The following is an 18,721-nucleotide window of genomic DNA, read 5'->3' on the forward strand; positions in this document are numbered from 1 at the left end:
GGTGGACATCTGGACGGCCAAGGCTGACTCGCAGACCCGAATAAAGCAGGTGCCCGCTACTCAAAGTAACAAATCGCGGGTAAGTAGTCACTTTGGGTGAAGGTCTGCGCGTGGCGGAGGGGTGAAGCGGCCGGAACCGGCGCACCTTCCCCGCTCCGCGCGTCCTAAGATCGGCGCATGGCCGAGCTCATGGGACAAGACGGGACGTGGACGTTCGACGGGGACATCGTGCGCGTCGTACCCGGCCACGGTCGGGGGGTGCACCGGCTTCGCAAGGAGCTCGGCGAGATCGCGGTCCCCCTGCCGGCGTTGGCCGGCATCGCCTACGAGCCCGGCCGTAAGGGCAAGGGCGGACGGATCCGGCTGCGGCTACGTGAGGGCGCCGACCCGCTCACCCAGATCGCCGCCGGACGGCTCAACGAGGCGGCCGACCCCTACCGGATGGCCGTGGACCCGGATCGTACCGGTGTCGCGGAGTACCTGGTCGACGAGGTCCGCGCCGCCCTGTCGCTGGAACAGGTGCCCGACGGCCCCACCGACCGCTACCTGCTGCCCGGCCCCAACGCCCCGCTGACGGCCTCGGGCGAGGACGGCACCGCCCTGTTCGACGGTGAGCGGATCATCCTGGACTGGAACTGGATCACCGAGGAGAGCAAGCGCGCCGGCGGGCCCCGCCAGGTCACGCTGCGGGAACTGGTGCGGGTCGAATGGCTGCCCGCTGTCGGCTGGGAGAGCGGGTACCTGCGGTTCCGCCACCACGGGGACAGCGCGAACGTCCCGCCCAAGTACGACCCGTACTGCCTGAAGCTCGGCTGGGGAACCCAGAAGGAGTACACCACGACCGCCCTGCTGGCCGCCGCGGTGACGGCCAGGCTGCCGCACCCCTTCGGAACCGGCGCGTCCTCCCCCGAACCGCAACGGGAGGCGCTGACCGCGGCCCCCCAGGAGGAGGCCGCCTCCGGCGAGGACCATGACGTACTGCTGCGCAGACTCCGTGAACTCGCCGAACTGTACCGCGAGGGAGTGTTGACCGAGGCGGAGTTCGCCGCCGCCAAGCAGGCCCTGCTCCGCCGCTTCTGACCGCCTTGGCCGATCAGCCTTCGGGGTGATGGCCGAACCGGGCCTCCCCGGCACCCCGCCACCCGCCCCTCCCGGAGCGGGCGGGGGCGGGGTGCCCCCGCGGGGGCGCGGAAGGCGGGAGGGGCGTGCCCCGCCTGGCCGTGGACCGCCTTCCGCAAGCGCCGTGCCGGCCTCCTGGGGTCGCTGTCTCTGACGGCTCTCGCGTGTTGTAAAGGGCCCGGGGTGTCCGTTCCGCTGCCCGGGTCTCCTGGAGGGCGCCGTGATCGCGCCTTCCTGATCCGCCGGGTGCCATTGAGGGGGCGATGCCGCGGTGGATCACATTGGTTCAGGGTTTCCTGGATTCAGAAATATATGTACTTTGGTGTCGTGCTCACGATCACCACTGACATCGATGCGCTTGCCCGTTTCGGACGCGCCCTGGCCGACCCGATCCGCTGCCGTATCCTGCTCTCCCTGCGCGAGGCCCCCGCTCACCCCGCCGACCTCGCCGACGCCCTCGGCGTCAGCCGCACCCGCCTGTCCAACCACCTGGCCTGTCTGCGCGACTGCGGCCTCGTGGTCGCGGTCCCGGTCGGGCGGCGGGTCCGCTACGAACTCGCCGACCACAGACTCGGCCACGCCCTGGACGACCTGCGCGCCGCCGTCCTGGCGGTGGAGACCGACACGGCCTGCGTCGATGCAGAGGAGAAGGGGTGCTGCTGATGAGCGTGTCCCCCGCTCTCCGGCTGAGCGACGAGCGCCGCGCGGTGCTCACCAACCGCGTGCGCCTGCTGGTCGCCATCACCATCGCCTACAACGTCATCGAGGCCGTGGTCGCGATCACCGCGGGGACCCTGGCCTCCTCGACGGCGCTGATCGGTTTCGGTCTGGACTCCGCGGTCGAGGTGTCCTCCGCCGCCGCGGTGGCCTGGCAGTTCTCCGCCCGGGACGCTTCGACGCGCGAGGCCAGGGAGCGTCGGGCGCTGCGCGTCATCGCCGTCTCCTTCTTCGCCCTGGCCGCATATGTCACCTTCGAGGCGCTGAGGAGCCTGTTCGGCGGGGGCGAGGCCGATTCCTCGGTTCCCGGCATCGTGCTCGCCGCCCTCTCGGTCGTGGTCATGCCGTTCCTCTCCCACGCGCAACGCCGGGCGGGCCGCGAACTCGGCTCGGCGACGGCGGTCGCCGACTCCAAGCAGACCCTGCTGTGCACCTACCTCTCCGCGGCCCTGCTGGTGGGACTGCTCGCCAACGCCCTGTTCGGGTGGGCGTGGGCCGATCCCGTCGTCGCCCTGTTCATCGCCGTGGTCGCGGTCAAGGAAGGGCGTGAGGCCTGGCGCGGCGACGCCTGCTGCGCGCCGGGGCTCGCCCCCGCCGGCGCGCAGGCCGCCGGGGCCGGGACGTGCCACACCGCGGCGAAGGCGGCCGAGCCGGGATGTCACGACGGTTGCGCGGCGGCCGGCGACCGGGACCGCCCCTGAGTGACGCCGTGGCAGGCCGCCGGTCGCCGGGGCCGTTCCCCGACGACCGGCGCGGCCGGCCGGGCCGCCGCGCCTCGCGGATGCCCGAAGCGGCTTCCCTATGGGCGCCGGGGTCGAGCACGGCGGACCCCCACCGAAGTCGCCGCAGACCCGTCCGCCCGGGCGGGGAGGCCGGCGAGAACGCCGCTGCGGGCGGAACGCGGAGCAGACGCGCGGCGCACCACGGCGGCCTGCGGACGGGCCGGACGCGGGGACAGGCCGGCGCGCCGGGAGAAGCGCGAAATGGCGCGCTGCCGCGGCCATGGACGAGTGCCGGATGCGCCGCCGGAAGGCGCCCGGGTGGCGGCCGTCGAGCCAGCCCCGGCGGAGCGCTCGCGAAATGGCGCACCTCCCGGGCCGGACACCGGGTGCCGTCCCACCGGTTCGGGGGCGAGCGCGACAGCTTCGGGGAGTCCCCGCCCACCGGAGCGGCCGGGGACGCGCGGCGCACCTCACCGCGCGCCGGAAGGCTAGGCGCCCACCGCCGACAGCACGACGTCGACCAGACGCTCCGCCGCGTCGGGGCGGCCGTGCGCGCGGGCCCGCTCGGCCACACCGGCACGCAGCGTGGGGTCCGCCAGGAGCGGCCCCACCGCGTCGCGCAGGCTCTCCGGGGAGACCTCGCCGAGCAGGGCCACCGCGGCCCCGGCCTCCTGGAGGTGGCGGGCGTTGTGCGCCTGCTCGTTCCCCGCGGAGGACGCGAGGGGGATGAGGACCGACGCCTTGCCCAGCGCCGTCAACTCGGCGATCGTCCCCGCCCCGCTGCGCGAGATGACCACGTCGGCCAGGGCGAGGACGTCGGGAAGTTCGGGGCCCACGAAACCACGCAGGTGGTACCGGACCGCCAGGTTCACGGGAAGCCCCTCGGAGTGCCGGATCAACGCGGCCATGTTCGCCTCGCCGCACTGGTGGATGACGTTGGCGCGGGCCAGCAGCCACGGCAGGAGACCCCCGACCGTGCCGTTGATCTGGGCCGAGCCCTGGGCGCCACCGGTGACGTAGACGGTGGGCAGGTTCGGGTCGTAGCCGGTGAAGTTGAGCGCCTCGACGGCCTTCTCGCCCTGGCCCGACAGCACCTCCGGCCGGACCGGGTTCCCCGTCACCACGGCACCCGCCTGGGCCTGTTCGGGGAGGAGGGCGATGGTGGACTCCGACGAGACGGCGACCCGCGCCGCGGTGCGGGCGAGCACGCGGTTGGCCAGCCCCAGGCGGACCGTCTGCTCGTGGACCACCAGGGGGCGGTGGCAGAGCTTGGCGGCGAGGCCCACGGGAACCGCGACATAGCCCCCGGTGGCCAGCACCACGTCGGGGTGGAAGTCCGCGACGATCCGGCGGGCCTGGGCCACGCCGCGGGGAACGTTGGTCATGTCCCGGATGTTGGCGGGAGAGGCCAGCTTGAGGGGGTTCTTGGAGCGGCGGATCTTCCCGGTGGCCACCGAGGCGAACCGGATCCCCTCGCCCTGCGCGACACGTGACTCCAGGCTGTTGGCCGCTCCCACCCACAGGACCTCCAACGCCCTGCCGGTGGACGCCAGCCGTGCGCGCAGCGCGCGCACGGCGGTGAGAGCGGGATAGGTGTGGCCGCCGGTCCCACCCCCGGTGACGATCAGCCGGAGGGGCCGGTCCTGCGGGAGGCGGTTGAGGTCGTCGCTGTTCACAAGATTCCAATCTGGCTACGCCCGGGCTCCTGCGGGCCGTAGGGATTTCCTGGCCGGTCATCGTCGCCAGGGGCCGATGACGCTGGAAAAGACGAAGTGACGCTCCAGACCCTGCACCCGTCGGGAGGGTGGGCGTGCTCGGCCAGGCGTGGGGTGGCCTGGCGGGCGGACAAACGCCGCGCCCTACTTCACCCGTGATGGTAGACCCCGAATCGGGGGCGCGTCGTTGCCTCCCCGCGCTCCGCGCGGGACGTCCGCCGCGTCCTTCAGCGTTCGAAGGCGGCCGCGCGCCCTCTGACCTGGATGGGAAACGGCCCGCCGATGAGGGGAGGGGGATCGGGAGTACGGGAAATCGGTGGGGAAGTTCTCCGCCCCGAACGGAATCGGACGTGTGGCGGGCGGAGCGGCGCTGGATGGCGGGGATGGACCCGGCCGGGGACCATTGGTGCCCTCGGCCGTCCACATCGGGCGTGTGGAACCCCCTCCCGTGTCGCGGCCGACAGATGCGGTGGCGCCCGGGGGCGGTTCAGGGAAATGGAAGTCGCGTGGTTTTCGGTGCTCGCCGGCCCAATCGGCGGGTGCGGTGACGGTCTCGGCCCCTCCTCGCGCCACGCGGGCCGTTGCCCGGAGGGCCGGTGTTCTTCCCGATGGAGTCGTTTTTGTGGGTGAGGGGAAAGGGCATCGAGGCTCGATCCGCTCGGGAGCGGGGATGAGGCGTTTCCGGAGCCCGTCGCTGGCGCCGGGGCGGCGTTTCCGCGGCGGTGCGCGATCCAGGGGCCTGTTACGGAACGCGCGGTTTGCCGGTGCGACCGTCACTCCGCGTCGAGAAGAACCGAATGGGGTCGATACCGATGTCCGCCCCGCCCTGGCCCATATCGGCCAGATCGGATACCGCGGTGGAGCTGGGACGCGCGTGAGTCGTGGGCGGCCGACGTGCGTTCTTCCGCTCGAATGGGCGAAATTCGCGAGGGGTGACCTTTCTTTTTCGCGTATTCCCGAGGGGGTTCCCCTGTCCCGTTCGATGATCCGAGCGAGGGCATCCGTTTCCGGCCGCCTCCCCCGGGGGTCGGGGGTTGATGCCCGGGTGGTCGTGTCGGCCGTTTCGACGTGCGGATCCTCGCGGACAGGAGCGTGAAAAGGCGGTTAGGGCGGTGTGTGTGGAGGAGGGGCTCTGGCCCGTTCGCGCTCCCCGTCCCCTCGACACGTGGGGTGGGGCCGGGCGTGATGCGGGTGGGGATGAAGACCGCCTCCTCCCGAAATGCGACTTTAGGTAGAGGGGCGCTCGGGGTGGAGGGGGCGGGTCGGGTCTGCCGCCTGGAGGGGGCCAGCTAATTGCTGATCATGGAGCGCGCGAAATTTCCTTATTGGGGTAACAAAAGGTGTAATGTGAGACAGGTCACATTTAAATGCGAAGTGGGTCCCGGTAGTCTCATGCCGGTACAGCGCGCTGAGTGAATCCACGGCCACTTATCGCTGGATGACCGAGCCTTATCCAGCCATTCACGCTTTGCTTCCGGGAATGTTCTCCGATTCATCTCGTCCCCCCGAATGAATGACATATTTCAAGGGAGTAAAAATGCCTCTTTCCATGCCGGATGGGCACCAGCCCCGGTACACCGACTTTGAGATCGCCGGCATTTCGGACGAGACCATGCGTGAGGGAGGGGAACGTGCCCTCTACGGGGCCGAGGACGGCCAGAAACTCCAGCTGATCGAGGCCCTGACCGAAGGCGGCCTGCGCGACATCGACTTAGGGTCCGGGCTCACCGAGCCGCGTTTCCTCCTCCGCTGCCTGCACGCGCAGCACATGCTGGGCCGCATCCCGGAGGACACCCAGTTCGTCTTCAACCTGACGCTGAAGACCTGGGAGCCCCTGAGTGAGGCGCTGAAGATCATCCCGCGGGACTACCTGGCGAAGATCCAGGTCAGCCTGGGAATGGTGGAGCACCGCCAGGAGGAGAAACTCCTCGAACGCGCCCACGACCACCTGACCTCGCTGGGGGTCGGCTCCTTCCGCGCGAGCATCCTCAACGCCTTCTCGCACGAGATCGACGACAAGCAGTACGCCTTCATCAACGAGCAGGTGGCCCGGGTGCGCGCGCTCGGCATCGACCTGGTGCGGGTGAACGACTCCATCGGGACCCTGTTCCCCGAGGCCACCGCGGTCCTCGCCGCGAACCTCGTCCGCGACAACCCCGACATCACCTTCTACCTCCACTCCCACGACGACCGTGGGCTCGGCCTCGCCAACTCCCTCGCCTCGATCTTCCACGGCTTCCAAATGGTCGAGGGCGGGGTGGCGGGGTTCGGCAACCGGGCCGGACTGGCCAACCTCGAGGTCATGAGCCAGATCTTCACCGAGCGGGGCATCTCCGTCGCGGGCACCGAACTGGACACCGAGAAGCTGTCCCGCGCCGCGTCGCTGGCCGAAGAGGTCTTCATGGTGCTGCCGAACGTCTACCGTCCGGTCAGTGGCATGCTGGTGCGCAATGAGAACGCCGGGATCGTCAACGTCCCCGACTACCTCGGTGTCAGCCGACCGGTCGACTACTTCCTCAACCCCATCGGCACCTTCCCCACCACCGTCGCCCAGGCGCTGGACAACGCCGGATTCCCCGAACGGCTCACGGGGGACCGCGAGTTCATCACGGCGGTGGCCGACCGCCTCACCGACCACATGGAGAACGTGCTCTACCCGGCCAAGCGGGAACGTTTCGAGGAGCTCCTGCGCCAGGTGCACGAGTTCTACACCGACATCGTCCGCCTCGACGCGGTGCAGGACGCCGCGCTGGACGTCCTCCAGGAGCGGGCCTCCGACCAGGTGCCCGCGACCTGATCCCCGCCGGTGGCGCGCGACCGGCACACCACCGGCCACTCTCACGCCCTGGTGCCCGCCCGACCGGCGGGCACCAGCCACGCCCACGTTCCGACGATTTCGAGAGGTCCGCCCGCAATGGGATTCGCCCCACTGCTGTCGACGATGGTCCCGCTCTTCGCCATCGTCCTGATCGGATACCTCGCCAGCTACTCCGCCCCCTTCAAGGGGAACGCGCAGAAGGCCGTCAACGACTTCGTCTTCTTCATCGCGCTTCCCGCCCTCCTCTTCTCCTCGGTCGCCGAATCCGGCCTGTCCGAGGGGATCTCCTGGTCCTTCATCGCCGCGAACCTCACCATGCTGGTCCTGGGCGCGGGCTTGGGGCTGGCCATCGGGCGGCTCCTGTTCCGCCACCCGATGCCCCGGGCGCTGACGACGGCGATGTTGTCCGGGTACGGAAACGTCGCCTATCTCGGGGTGCCGCTCCTGGTCACCGCGGTGGGGACGCAGGCCGCGCTACCGGTGGCGCTGGGGCAGCTGCTGCACAACATGTTCTTCATGGTGCTCTACCCCATGTGCGTGACCGTGGCGGTCCAGCGCGCGCGGGTGAAGGAGCCCGTCGCTTCGGGGAAGGGCGGGATCACCGCCGAGGGCGATGGCCCGTCGGCGCCCTCCACGGGGAGCACCGGACGGGCGGTGCTGCGCAGCGTCGTCCTCAACCCGGTCAGCCTCTCCGTCGTCGCCGGACTGCTCTTCGCCCTCACCGGGCTCGGCCTTCCCGGGCCCGTCGAGGACACCATCACGATGCTCGCCGGGGCGGCGGCGCCCGGTGCCCTGTTCGCCGTGGGCCTCACCCTCCGCCGGGCGATGTCGGCGCTGCGCGAGGGCAGCGTGGCCATCCCCGAGCTGTCCTGCTCGATCGTCGTGAAGCTCGCGATCATGCCGCTCGTCGCCGTCGCCCTGGTCACGTGGGTCTTCCCGATGCCCACGGTGTGGGCGTTCACCACGGTGGTGATGTGCGGGCTGCCCAACGCCGCGACCGCCTATGTCCTGGCCCAGCAGAAGGAGTCCGGCGCCCAGCAGGCCGCGGCCTCCATCGTCGTCACCAGCGCCCTGTCACTGATCACCCTGCCGCTGGCGGCCCTGATCGCGTGACGCAACCGACCAACCATCCAAAGGAACCGGAACGACCATGCTCGTCGCCTTCTCAGTCAGTCCGCTCGGCACCGGCGAATCCGTGGGAGAGGCCGTCGCCAGGGCCGTGGCGGTGGTCCGCGACAGCGGGCTGCCCAACCGCACCGACGCGATGTTCACCACGATCGAGGGCGAGTGGGACGAGGTGATGGACGTCGTCAAGCGCGCCGTGGCGGCGGCCGGCGAGGGGGCGGGACGGACCACGCTGATCCTCAAGGCCGACATCCGCCCGGGGACCACCGGGGCGCTCGACGGCAAGGTCGCCTCCGTCGAGGCCCATCTCCGCGACATGTGACCCACCCCGACTAGGAGCCCCCATGTACCTCATGCGTATCGGCCCGGCCGGGGCGGAGGTCCCCGCCGTACGTGTCGGCACCGACCGTTACATCGACGTGTCCGACGTCGTCGGGGACGTCGACGCCGCCTTCCTCGCCTCGGACCCGGCGGCCTCCCTCGCCCCGCTGATCGCGGAACGGGTGGCCGCGGGCGCCGCCCGGCCCCTGGAGGGGATCAGGATCGGTCCGCCGATCGCCCGGCCGCATCAGATCCTGTGCGTCGGGCTGAACTACACCGACCACGCCGCGGCCACCGGTCAGACGCTCCCCGACGAACCGGTCATCACGACGAAGGCCCCGAACACGCTGAGCGGCCCCACGGATCCGCTCGTGCTCCCGCCGGGGTCGGACAGGACGGACTGGGAGGTGGAACTCGGCGTCGTCGTCGGCCGGCGCGTGTACCGGCTCTCCGACGAGGGGGAGGCCGAGGAGGCGATCGCCGGCTACACGCTCGTCAACGACGTGTCCGAGCGGGCCCTGCAGTTCGATCGCGGCGGGCAGTGGATGAAGGGCAAGTCGGCGCCCACGTTCACCCCGTGCGGTCCGTTCCTGGCCACCCGGGACGAGATCCCCGACGTCGGCGGTCTCGACCTGTGGCTGGACGTCAACGGGGCGGCGCGCCAGCGGGGCAGCACCAAGGACATGGCGTTCGGCCCCGCCCGGCTCGTCCACTACCTCAGCCACTTCATGGTCTTGGAGCCGGGGGACCTGATCTGCACCGGGACACCGGCGGGCACCGGAATGACCTCCTCCCCGCCCGGCTATCTCGCCTCCGGTGACGTGGTGGAGCTGGGCTGCGGGCCCTTGGGGACGCAGCGGTACGAGGTGACGGAGTCGGGCCAGCCTCCCGCCGCCGGGCCGCGCTGAGACGCGGGCGTTCGCCATCCGGGACGAGGGGCGCGCGGCCCTCATGGGGGCCTCCCCGTGGGGTTCCTCCGCCGGCGGCCACGGCGCCATGCCGGTTCCTCCCGGAGCGCTCACGGCGCCTCCCGTGGCGGCGTCATGCCGCTGCCACGGGTTCGCCGCCCAGCGGTGCCATGGTGGGTGAAGGCTGACGACGCGCAACCCCGTTCCGGGCACACCGTGAGCCGGGAAGAGGACGGCGCCGCGACGCGGGGGCCCCTACGTCACCCCCGCCGCGGCGCCCCCGCTCGGATCACCGACCGGGGGCGCCGCGCGCTCTCGACGCCGGGGCCGCCGTCTACGCGGCCCCGGTCCTTACACCGGTGCCCGGGGCGAGGAGGACGGTGGGATGCGTGCCCGTGGTCCCTCGTCCCATCCGACGGTTTGCGAGCACGGCCGGAAGAGAGCCGAAGGCCGTATCCCGATTCGTCGTGCGCGGAACACCGTCAGTGGTTTCGCGCACTCTCGGGCGGTCCGTCGTCGCCGATCCGATCATGGATCTCACCAACGCCCAGCAGGCGCACGGCTACGCCAACAACAACCCCGTAGCCTCCACAGAACCCCGGACCTTTATGTGCCGGGTATGCACCCGTGCGCGCCGGGTGGTGGCGGAAAACGCGGGAAACAGAGCGAGCAGTCCCGGAATGGATCAACGAGCACCGGGATGCGATGGGGACCCGGCAGGGCCGCGATCTCGCCAAGATCCGCTAGGGGAACGGAATGCACCGGGGATCCTCCTCGTGCTGCGGCCACTCCGGTTATCCGGGCCGCGATGGTTCCGGTGGGGATCGTCCTCCTCTTACGCCGCCGTACAGGTCGACTTTTTCGCCGGTCCGTCGCCCGATCCGACCGCTGAGGCGCTGAAACGCGGAAAGAACGGCCGGAGCAGCCGGCTGAACACCGCTGCCAGCCGGGGAAGATCGATTTCGGGTCTCATTGGAGCTTCATTTTGGCGGCCGGGGTGTAATTGTTCGCCAATCGGCTGGAAGTGCGGCAAGGTTCTGGGGAGACGACGCTTGTGAGGCTGTCGCAGTACCGGAGGAGACCGGCGGGTCGCGGCGCTGGAGGTGGGGGCGTTGGTAGCGGTGTGTTCGTGGCCGGATCTAACGCCGCGATGGTTTCTCGGTTCTTCGGGTCGATGGAGAGGGAGATGCTGGGCTTGGCCTGACAGCGGTTGGTTCGGTGGAGTTCCCGGCGCCCCGTCAGGGGGGGTCGGGGCATCGTTTTTATTCTTGTGGGTTTCGCGTCCGGGAGTGTGTTGGGTGGTACTGAGAAACTATTGGACGGCGACGGCCGGAGTGGTGGCCGCTGTGTTCATTTCCCTATTTTACCTTATGTTCCCCCTGGCTCTGATTGAGAGAGGGAGCGGGTTGGCGTGGGATGAGATGCTTTTTGGCTCTGCGTTTCCAGCGTTTTCAGTATGGTTCTTTCTGAAAGCCACATTTTTTGCTCACATTGAGACCGTGGGGAATTCCGTTGTGGTCAAGAACCTCTTCTCCAAGACGGTTATTCCGGCGAGGATGATCAACCGGGTCACCTATGAGGGTGGTGTGGAGATATTCACTCGTCCTGGTCGGTCGTACGGGAGCCTCAACCTGGGGGGATCTGTCCTGGGTGCCCTGGCCGGGTATCCGACGAACCGGCGCTGTGCGGAGAAGTTGATAGCCTTCCTGGAAAGTAGAGATGCCGGGGACGGGGTGGAGGGTGTGACGGTCACCCATAAGCCGCATTTCAATATTCTTTTCCTTTGTTCGGTTTTCTGTGTGTTCTTCGTGATCCACCTGCTTCTTAGGGCTGCTCAGTGATGTCTGCTATCTCGAATGCTCCGGAATCGGGTGATCTGCCTCGGTGGCGTAATGGCGGGCTGCGGTGTGCTGGGCGCGCAAGGTGGACGGGGTGAGGGAATTTCGCTCGGTAGCGCGACGACGGATCACCCTCCGAGCGTCTGTGGTAACAGATCCGTCCGATGCGCTAGAGGGAGCGGTCTCGCGGGGATCAGGCGGACAGCCGATGCGTGCTCGGCTGTCCGGCACCATGGGGAGGCGGGGGCCTTCGGGAGGCAGGTGAGGGATCGAGTCGGTGGGTTCTGGAGCCTTCGGGGCGGGTGCCGGCTCCGGCCATTCCCGGTCGGCCTCGTCAACAGGCTCGATGTGCCTGGACGGCATCACCCGGGCAGGCTGCTGTGGCCGTTACGTGACTCCGGCATGTCCGAGGCTGCCGGCCACGCGGCCGGCGCCGCTCACCAGGATCCCCTGTCTTCGCCTGACCTCGTGACCTTGCGCCGGGCCTGGCGTGCCCGGCTCGGGGCGCTGGGCGAAGACGACGCCCGGTTCCCGGCGGGACGGGGAGCCGAGGCCGGACCGCCCGCCGGGAGAGACGGCCGCCGGGGCTCATGTCCGGCCGCGAAGTCCGCCGGCGGGGACTGGGCGGGCAGGCCACTGGAGCGGAAGAAGGGCGGCCCGCGGGGCCGGCCGCGTCGTTCATTCGGGGTGCGGGCCGGGGTCCGTGGTTCGAAAGGCAGGCCGGATCGGCCGGGGCGCGGCATCCACCGGCCTTCGGCCGGGCCGGGGCCGATCCCATCGAGGTCACCACGGCCGGCCCCTCCCTGTGGGTGGAGCGCGCCTGCCGCCCAGAACGGCCTGTGCGCCGGAGGATCGACAGGGAGCGCGCCGGGCTCGGCGGGGAGGACGTGCTCTGGGGAACGCCGGTGCGGCTCGGAACGCAGGGGGACGTAGGGGTCCCGAAGCCGGCTTCGGGACCCCTGTTCCACGGCTCGCCGCGGGGGCGGGACCGGCCGCCGAGCGGGGAGAACGCCCTACTTGAGGAGCTGGCGGGCCATCACCACGCGCTGGATCTGGTTGGTGCCCTCGTAGATCTGGGTGATCTTGGCGTCACGCATCATCCGCTCGACCGGGTAGTCGCGGGTGTAGCCGTAGCCGCCCAGGAGCTGGACGGCCTCGGTCGTGATCTCCATGGCGACGTCGGAGGCGAAGCACTTGGCCGCGGCGCCGAAGAAGGAGAGGTCGTCGTCGCCGCGCTCGGACTTGGCCGCGGCGGTGTAGACCATCTGGCGGGCCGCCTCCAGCTTCATCGCCATGTCGGCCAGCATGAACTGGATGCCCTGGAAGTCGGCGATGGCCGTGCCGAACTGCTTGCGCTCCTTGACGTAGCCCACCGCGTAGTCCAGCGCGCCCTGGGCGATGCCCACCGCCTGGGCGCCGATGGTCACCCGGGTGTGGTCGAGCGTGCGCAGCGCGATGCGCAGCCCCTCGCCGACGGCGCCGACGAGGCGGTCGCCGGGGATGCGCACGTTGTCGAAGAGCAGTTCCCGGGTCGGTGACCCCTTGATGCCCAGCTTCCGTTCGGGCTCGCCCAGGGAGAAGCCGGGGTCGTCGGCGTGGACGACGAACGCGCTGACGTTGCGGCCGCGCGGCCCGTCGGGGTCGGTCACGGCCATCACCGTGTAGTAGGCCGACTCGCCGGCGTTGGTGATCCACGACTTCTGTCCCGACAGGATCCAGTCGTCGCCGTCGGCGACCGCGCGCGTCTTCATGCTCGCGGTGTCGGAACCGGCCTCACGCTCCGACAGACCGTAGGAGAACATCGCCTCACCCCGCGCCACGGGGGCGAGGTAGCGCTGCTTGACCTCCTCGGAACCGGCCAGGATCAGCGGCATCGTCCCGAGCTTGTTGACCGCCGGGATCAGGGAGGAGGAAGCGCAGACCCGGGCGACCTCCTCGATGACGATGCAGGTGGCGAGCGCGTCGGCCCCGACCCCGCCGTAGGACTCGGGGATGTGCGGGGCGTGGAAGTCGCCGGCGCGCAGCGCGTCGTAGGAGGCGCGGGGGAAGGTCGCGGTCTCGTCGGTCTCGGCCGCGTGCGGGGCGATCTTGTCCTCGGCGATCTCGCGGACGGCCTCGCGGATCGCCTCGTGCTCCTCGGTGGGTCGGTACAGGTCGAAGTCGCTCATCGGTTCTCTCCTCGGCGGCGGCGATGGAACCAGTATGACACTGGGTATCAATTTGTGGAACTGAGTTCCATGGTGTTCGCCGTTTCGCCGCCGCTCGGGAGAATGGGGCGACGCGCATGGAAAGGGGAACGGAGCACATGGGCGATCCGGACGGGCGCAGGGGCCGCAGGGCCGCCAACCGCGACGGGCGCGACACGGCCCGGCCGGCCCGGGCGCGCGCCGTCGCCGTCGCCGCGCTACGCCTGTTCGCCGAGCGGGGATACGAGACGACGACGATGGACGACATCGCGGTGGCGGCAGGTGTCAGCCGCAGCACCGTGTTCCGCTACTTCGGGTCCAAGGACGACGTGCTGTTCGCCGAGCACGAGGGCGTGCTGGAGTCGGTCCGCCGCCAGTTGGACTCCGACACGCGCGGCGAACCGGTGGCCGCGGTCTGCGCCGCCGCCCGCATGGTCTTCCAGGCCTACGTCGGCGACCCCGAGATCTCGGTGCCCCGCTACCGGTTGGTCCGCGCCAACGCCGTGCTGCGCGACCGGGAGATCGCGATGACCGCGCGCTACCAGCGCGCCTTCAGCCGCCACCTGGCGCGCGGCAGGAACGGCGAACGGGCGCACCTGGAGGCGGAGACGCTGGCCGCCGCGATCATCGCCGCCCACAACCATGTGCTGCGCTCGTGGTTGAAGGACCCGGCCCGAGCGGTTCCGTGGGCGCGGCTGGACGACGCGCTGGCCTACGCGGTCCGCCTGGCCGGACGGGAGAAGGAGCAGGGGACCGAGCGGGAGAGCGGCGTCCTGGTCGCGGTCTACCCGGCCGGCGCCTCTCGGGATGATGTCTTGGCCCGGGTCCGCGACGCGCTGGAACCCTAGTCGGGGACGCGGGGGCGCCGCGCGGACGCGCCGCCCCCGCGCGGCCGGTCAGGACACGCGGACCAGCATCTTGCCGACGTTGCCGCCGCGCATCATGGAGAGGAACGCCTCCACCGCGTTGTCGATGCCCTCGACCACGGTCTCGTCGTGGGCCACCCGCCCCTCGCTCAGCCACCCGCCCATCTCGGCCTCGAAGTCGGGGGTGCGGTGCAGGTGGTGGCCGACCGTGAAACCGCGCAGCGTCAGCTGCTTGCCGATCGCCAGCGCCAGGTTGCGCGGCGCCGGTGTGGGCTCGGTCGCGTTGTACTGGGAGATCGCCCCGCACAACGCGGCGCGGCCGAAGTCGTTGAACGAGGCGATCGCGGCCTCCAGGTGGTCGCCGCCGACGTTGTCGAAGTAGACGTCGATGCCGTCGGGGGCGGACTTGGCCAGCTGGCCGGTGACGTCGCCCTCCTTGTAGTCGAAGGCGGCGTCGTAGCCGTACCTCTCGGTGAGCAGACGCACCTTCTCGGGCGAACCGGCCGAGCCGATGACGCGGGCGGCGCCCTTGAGCCGCGCGATCTGTCCGACGATGCTGCCGACGGCCCCGGCCGCGCCGGAGACGAACACGGTGTCGCCCGGCTTGAACTCCGCGATGTCGAGCAGGCCGACGTAGGCGGTCAGCCCCGTCGTTCCGAGCACCCCCAGGTAGGCCGACGGGGACACCCCGGCGACGGGCTGGACCCTGCGGAAGCGGGCCGCGGGGGCCTGGGCGACGTCGCGCCAGCCCAGCATGTGCACGACGAGATCGCCGGGGGCCAGATCCTCGGAGCGCGACTCCACGACCTCGCCGATCGCGCCGCCGGTCATGACCTCGTTCAGCCCGAACGGGGGGATGTAGGACTTCACGTCGTTCATCCGGCCGCGCATGTAGGGGTCCACGGAGATGTAGGTGTTGCGGACCCGGACCTCGCCCGGCCCGAGGTCGGGCAGCTCGGTCTCGGTCAGCCGGAAGTCGTCGTGGGTGGGCCAGCCCTGCGGGCGCGAGACCAGTTCCACTCCGCGGGTACGGGACATGGCGTGCTCCTTGGCTTGGACGGATGGTGTCTCGGAAGAGAAAACCGAATGAGCGTCGATTATTCCCGATGCTCATTCGAGGGAGGGGGGACGCGCCGCCCGAGGGCTAGGGTGGTGGCCATGCCGCAGTACACGGGACGCCGTAGAGGGCCGACAAAGGGCGAGCTCAGGGAACGGGCGATCCTGGAGGGGGCCGCGCGGCTGCTCAAGCGACGCCCACCGGCGCGGGTCACGGTGGAGGAGATCGCCGCCGAGGCCGGGATCTCACCCTCGACCTTCTACTTCTACTTCGAGTCCAAGCAGGCGGTCCTGGCCGCGCTGGTCGGCGCGGTGACCGCCCGTCTCCGCTCTGACCTCGGCGGCTGGCTGGCCGGCGACGACGCCGCGGGTGAGGCGCTGGACGCGGCCCTCGCCACCACCGCGTGCCTGTGGCGCGAACAGGGCGCCCTGCTGCGCGCGGCCTTCTTCGAACCGGGGACGGCCCCCGTGCTGCGGGCGGCGATGGAGGAGTTCACCGACTGGCTGGTGGCGGGGATGAGCGAGCGGATCGAACGGGACCGGCGGGCGGGGCGGGCGCTGCCCGGCCCGCCCGCCCGCGCGCTCGCGGCGGCCCTGGTCCGGGCGATCATCGCGAACTTCGCCCTGGCCGGGGAGACGGAGGAGGACGCCGACGGGCGGGCGACCGCCGCGACCCTGCGGACGGTCATCGTGCGGGCCATCTACGGGGAGGAGGAGCCCGCCCGGGCGAGCGGGTGAGGAGCGCCCCGAGGGGGAACGGGGTCAGCCCCGCGTGGCCAGCGCCGCCACCTGCTCCGCCAGGGATGGAGCTCCGGCGCGGTTGTCGACCTCGACGTGCGGAGCCGCGGGAGCCTCGTCGGGCCGGGTGCGGGCGAGGAAGGCGTCGAAGTCCGCGAGCTTGCCGGCGTCACGCCCCCTGCCCCGCTCCTTGAGCCGGGTCCGCAGTGTCGGGGCGTCACAGCGGACCCACACCAGACGGACCGGATCGCCGCCGAGCTCGGCCGTCCACTCCCGCCAGCGTCGGGCGTCGCGGATCTGGCCGGTGAAGGGCGCCACCAGCAGCACCGGGCAGCCCGCGGCCCGGATCGTCCGCGCGGCGGCGGTCATGCCCCCGTATTCGTGGACCTTGACGTGTTCGTCGTACCAGGCTCCCTCGCGTTCGCCGTGGGGGCGGCCGTGCGCGGCCAGGACCTCGGCGACGAACCCGCTGTAGAGCACGTCCTTGTCGAGCAGGGCCGGGACCGGGCGCAGCCGGCGCAGCAGCTCCTCGGCGACGGTGGACTTGCCGACCCCGGGAGCACCGGCGACGACCCAGACCGTGGCGTGGTTGGCGGAGGTGGTCATGGCCCAAGCCTGCCCGATCCGCCTTCCTGGGGACATCCTTTCCACCCCGCCGGGTAGGGGACCTGGACACGGCGGAGCACCGGCCCGCCAGGGGAACACGCGAGGAGTGACATGGCACGGCCGATGTGGACGGGGACCCTGTCGTTCGGACTGGTCAACGTGTCCGTCGGGTTGGTGCCGGCGACGGTCAACCGCAACCCGACCTTCCACCAGTTCCAGCGCGGCACCACCGACCGGATCCGCTACGTGCGTGTCAACGAGCGCACCGGTGAGGAGGTGCCCTACCGCGACATCGTCAAGGGCGCCGAGGTCGCGGAGGGCCAGTACGTGCTGCTGGAGGACGAGGAACTGGACGCCGTCGCCCCGGGCCGCTCCCACCTGCTGGAGCTCAAGGAGTTCGTGGACGGCGACGAGATCGAGCCCATCCACTACGCGAAGGCCTACTACCTCGTACCGAGCACGTCGAGCGCTGCCACGGCCTACGCGCTGCTGTGCGCGGCGCTGTCGCGCACCGGCCGGGTGGGCATCTGCACCTTCGTCATGAACGGCCGCCAGGAGCTGGGCGCGGTCCGTTCCCAAAACGGCGCCTTGACGCTGGAGACGATGCGCTACGCCGACGAGATCCGCGACCCGGCGGAGGTGTTCGAGGAGCTGCCCGATGCGGGCGACTTCACCGAGCGCGAGATCAGCACCGCGGCGCGGCTCGTCGAGACGATGACGGTGCCCTGGCGGCCCGAGGAGCACGTCGACGAGCACCGGGTCAGGATCGAGGAGCTCATCGAGGCCAAGCGCACCGGGCGGGAGACGATCACCCACGAGGCCCCGCCCAGCGACACCCGCACCGCCGACCTGATGGACGCGCTGCGCGCCAGCCTCGAAGGGCGCGACGCGCACGGGGACGACGGGAGGAAGGCGGGCTAGGACGCGCGGGCGCCGTCACCCTCCGCCGGCGCCAGGCGCCCGCCCCGGACGGAGGGTCTCCGCCGGCCCCGCGACACTCGCCGGATCAGGACCGCCGTAGGCCGGGGGCGTGGGCAGGGCGGTCTCGGCGGCCTCCAGGACACGGCGCAGCGCGGCCGAGGCGTTGTCCTGCCGCCAGGCGAGCGCGGCGGTGAGGTGCCGGGGCGGGCCCGCGAGCCGCCGGTAGACCAGTCCCGGGTGGCGGATGTGGCGTACGGAGGAGATCGTCAGGGTGACGCCCACGCCCGAGCCGACCAGCGCCAGGATCGTGTAGGAGTCCGGCGCCTCCTGGACGATGCGGGGGTTGAACCCGGCGCTGACGCAGGCGTGCACCAGCGCGTCGCGCACCGAGGAGCCGCGGGTGCCGGGGAAGGTGACGAAGGGCTCGTCGGCGAGCTCGGGCAGCCGCACGGTCGATCCGGCCGCCAGCGGATGGTCGGCCGGCAGGGCCGCGATCAGCTCCTCGTGTTCGATGACCCGCAGCGCCACGCCCTCGCCGTGCACCGGCAACCGGACGAACCCCAGGTCCAGCTCGCCGGAGGCGACCTTCGCGGCGGCCTCCCCCGAGTAGGTCTGGCCGTGCAGGACCAGCTCGATACCGGGATGCCGGGAGCGCACCGCCCGGGTGAGCCGGGGCAGCGTCTCGTGGCTGCTGGCCCCGGCGAACCCGATGCTCACCCGGCCCACCTCGCCCTGCCCGCCGGCCAGGGCGGCCCGCCGGGCCACCTCAGCCTCGGCCAGGACCCGCCGAGCCGGCTCCAACAGGGCCTGGCCGGCCGACGTCAGCCGCACCGAGCGCGTGTTGCGCTCGAACAGGCGCACCCCCAAGTCGCGTTCGAGCAGGCGGATCTGCCGGCTCAGCGGCGGCTGGGCCATGTGCAGTCGCGCCGCCGCGCGGCCGAAGTGCAGTTCCTCGGCGACCGCGACGAACCCGAGGAGATGCCGCAGCTCCACGGCGAAGACCCCTTCCGGAGGACGGACCGATAGCGGATCGGTATCACCACTGTCCTGATCGGGTATTGGACG

The 18,721-nt window shown here is 71.0% G+C and carries 16 protein-coding genes; 11 read left to right on the forward strand and 5 right to left on the reverse strand.

All coding sequences use genetic code 11. The features are described 5' to 3' along the window. Nucleotides 1–177: 177 nt before the first annotated feature. From ACYVHU_RS01275 to ACYVHU_RS01285, 3 genes are all read left to right on the forward strand, one after another. Entirely contained in the window at nt 178–1,080 is a 903-nt protein-coding gene (locus ACYVHU_RS01275; RefSeq protein ID WP_498947364.1) for a DUF4429 domain-containing protein, read from the forward strand. Between the two features lie 366 nt (nt 1,081–1,446). Next, nucleotides 1,447–1,782 (forward strand): ArsR/SmtB family transcription factor, encoded by a 336-nt coding sequence (locus ACYVHU_RS01280; RefSeq protein WP_498947365.1) that lies wholly within the window; start codon nt 1,447–1,449, stop codon nt 1,780–1,782. Continuing rightward, entirely contained in the window at nt 1,782–2,537 is a 756-nt protein-coding gene (locus ACYVHU_RS01285) for a cation diffusion facilitator family transporter (protein WP_498947511.1), read from the forward strand. The genes ACYVHU_RS01280 and ACYVHU_RS01285 overlap by 1 nt, the downstream gene beginning before the upstream one ends. A gap of 509 nt (nt 2,538–3,046) precedes the next feature. On the opposite strand, the gene ACYVHU_RS01290 is transcribed toward ACYVHU_RS01285, so the two are convergent. Continuing rightward, complete coding sequence (locus ACYVHU_RS01290) at nt 3,047–4,234, reverse strand: UDP-N-acetylglucosamine--N-acetylmuramyl-(pentapeptide) pyrophosphoryl-undecaprenol N-acetylglucosamine transferase (RefSeq protein WP_498947366.1); 1,188 nt, start codon at nt 4,232–4,234, stop codon at nt 3,047–3,049. Nucleotides 4,235–5,810: 1,576 nt separating this feature from the next. On the opposite strand from ACYVHU_RS01290, the gene ACYVHU_RS01295 reads away from it, so the two are divergent. The 5 genes from ACYVHU_RS01295 to ACYVHU_RS01315 all read left to right on the forward strand — a co-directional run bounded on the left by ACYVHU_RS01295 (nt 5,811) and on the right by ACYVHU_RS01315 (nt 11,286). Further along, a complete protein-coding gene (locus ACYVHU_RS01295) occupies nt 5,811–7,070 on the forward strand; it encodes a beta/alpha barrel domain-containing protein (protein ID WP_498947367.1) in 1,260 nt (419 codons plus the stop codon). 117 nt (nt 7,071–7,187) lie between these two features. Continuing rightward, complete coding sequence (locus ACYVHU_RS01300) at nt 7,188–8,204, forward strand: AEC family transporter (protein WP_078760275.1); 1,017 nt, start codon at nt 7,188–7,190, stop codon at nt 8,202–8,204. 37 nt (nt 8,205–8,241) lie between these two features. Then, nucleotides 8,242–8,538: an MTH1187 family thiamine-binding protein gene (locus ACYVHU_RS01305; RefSeq protein WP_078760276.1), complete on the forward strand. Its 297-nt coding sequence runs from the start codon at nt 8,242–8,244 to the stop codon at nt 8,536–8,538. 22 nt (nt 8,539–8,560) lie between these two features. Next, the gene (locus ACYVHU_RS01310; RefSeq protein WP_078760277.1) at nt 8,561–9,445 is read left to right on the forward strand and encodes a fumarylacetoacetate hydrolase family protein; all 885 of its coding nucleotides are present in this window, start codon (nt 8,561–8,563) and stop codon (nt 9,443–9,445) included. A 1,298-nt stretch (nt 9,446–10,743) separates the two neighbouring features. After that, a complete protein-coding gene (locus ACYVHU_RS01315; protein WP_498947368.1) occupies nt 10,744–11,286 on the forward strand; it encodes a hypothetical protein in 543 nt (180 codons plus the stop codon). A gap of 1,010 nt (nt 11,287–12,296) precedes the next feature. Here the strand turns inward: ACYVHU_RS01315 and ACYVHU_RS01320 are convergent. Further along, nucleotides 12,297–13,451, reverse strand: coding sequence for an acyl-CoA dehydrogenase family protein (locus ACYVHU_RS01320; protein ID WP_078760279.1), 1,155 nt, complete (start codon nt 13,449–13,451; stop codon nt 12,297–12,299). Nucleotides 13,452–13,567: 116 nt separating this feature from the next. Here ACYVHU_RS01320 and ACYVHU_RS01325 point away from each other — a divergent pair, with 116 nt between their 5' ends. Beyond that, nucleotides 13,568–14,317 carry a TetR/AcrR family transcriptional regulator gene (locus ACYVHU_RS01325; protein WP_235000730.1) on the forward strand — a complete coding sequence of 250 codons (750 nt, stop codon included), beginning with the start codon at nt 13,568–13,570 and terminating at the stop codon, nt 14,315–14,317. A gap of 48 nt (nt 14,318–14,365) precedes the next feature. Here the strand turns inward: ACYVHU_RS01325 and ACYVHU_RS01330 are convergent, their stop codons facing one another. Then, on the reverse strand, nt 14,366–15,373 hold the full coding sequence (locus tag ACYVHU_RS01330) for an NADP-dependent oxidoreductase (RefSeq protein ID WP_498947369.1): 1,008 nt from the start codon (nt 15,371–15,373) through the stop codon (nt 14,366–14,368). Nucleotides 15,374–15,493: 120 nt separating this feature from the next. On the opposite strand from ACYVHU_RS01330, the gene ACYVHU_RS01335 reads away from it, so the two are divergent. Further along, the gene (locus ACYVHU_RS01335) at nt 15,494–16,129 is read left to right on the forward strand and encodes a TetR/AcrR family transcriptional regulator (protein ID WP_078760282.1); all 636 of its coding nucleotides are present in this window, start codon (nt 15,494–15,496) and stop codon (nt 16,127–16,129) included. Nucleotides 16,130–16,153: 24 nt separating this feature from the next. Here ACYVHU_RS01335 and ACYVHU_RS01340 read toward each other — a convergent pair whose 3' ends face one another. Then, nucleotides 16,154–16,735, reverse strand: coding sequence for a P-loop nucleotide/nucleoside kinase family protein (locus ACYVHU_RS01340; RefSeq protein WP_078760283.1), 582 nt, complete (start codon nt 16,733–16,735; stop codon nt 16,154–16,156). 111 nt (nt 16,736–16,846) lie between these two features. On the opposite strand from ACYVHU_RS01340, the gene ku reads away from it, so the two are divergent. Next, nucleotides 16,847–17,656, forward strand: a complete 810-nt coding sequence (gene ku, locus ACYVHU_RS01345) for a non-homologous end joining protein Ku (protein WP_078760284.1) — start codon at nt 16,847–16,849, stop codon at nt 17,654–17,656. A gap of 15 nt (nt 17,657–17,671) precedes the next feature. Here ku and ACYVHU_RS01350 read toward each other — a convergent pair whose 3' ends face one another. Further along, the gene (locus tag ACYVHU_RS01350; RefSeq protein ID WP_078760285.1) at nt 17,672–18,649 is read right to left on the reverse strand and encodes a LysR family transcriptional regulator; all 978 of its coding nucleotides are present in this window, start codon (nt 18,647–18,649) and stop codon (nt 17,672–17,674) included. Between the last annotated feature and the right edge of the window lie 72 nt (nt 18,650–18,721).

The sequence above is a fragment of the Marinactinospora endophytica genome, from assembly GCF_054780875.1.

Coding starts and splice junctions, on each gene's coding strand:
- ACYVHU_RS01275 (WP_498947364.1), top strand. CDS start 178: ATGGCCGAGCTCATGGGACAAGACGGGACGTGGACGTTCGACGGGGAC.
- ACYVHU_RS01285 (WP_498947511.1), top strand. CDS start 1,782: ATGAGCGTGTCCCCCGCTCTCCGGCTGAGCGACGAGCGCCGCGCGGTG.
- ACYVHU_RS01295 (WP_498947367.1), top strand. CDS start 5,811: ATGCCTCTTTCCATGCCGGATGGGCACCAGCCCCGGTACACCGACTTT.
- ACYVHU_RS01300 (WP_078760275.1), top strand. CDS start 7,188: ATGGGATTCGCCCCACTGCTGTCGACGATGGTCCCGCTCTTCGCCATC.
- ACYVHU_RS01305 (WP_078760276.1), top strand. CDS start 8,242: ATGCTCGTCGCCTTCTCAGTCAGTCCGCTCGGCACCGGCGAATCCGTG.
- ACYVHU_RS01310 (WP_078760277.1), top strand. CDS start 8,561: ATGTACCTCATGCGTATCGGCCCGGCCGGGGCGGAGGTCCCCGCCGTA.
- ACYVHU_RS01320 (WP_078760279.1), bottom strand. CDS start 13,451: ATGAGCGACTTCGACCTGTACCGACCCACCGAGGAGCACGAGGCGATC.
- ACYVHU_RS01325 (WP_235000730.1), top strand. CDS start 13,568: ATGGAAAGGGGAACGGAGCACATGGGCGATCCGGACGGGCGCAGGGGC.
- ACYVHU_RS01330 (WP_498947369.1), bottom strand. CDS start 15,373: ATGTCCCGTACCCGCGGAGTGGAACTGGTCTCGCGCCCGCAGGGCTGG.
- ACYVHU_RS01335 (WP_078760282.1), top strand. CDS start 15,494: ATGCCGCAGTACACGGGACGCCGTAGAGGGCCGACAAAGGGCGAGCTC.
- ACYVHU_RS01340 (WP_078760283.1), bottom strand. CDS start 16,735: ATGACCACCTCCGCCAACCACGCCACGGTCTGGGTCGTCGCCGGTGCT.
- ku (WP_078760284.1), top strand. CDS start 16,847: ATGGCACGGCCGATGTGGACGGGGACCCTGTCGTTCGGACTGGTCAAC.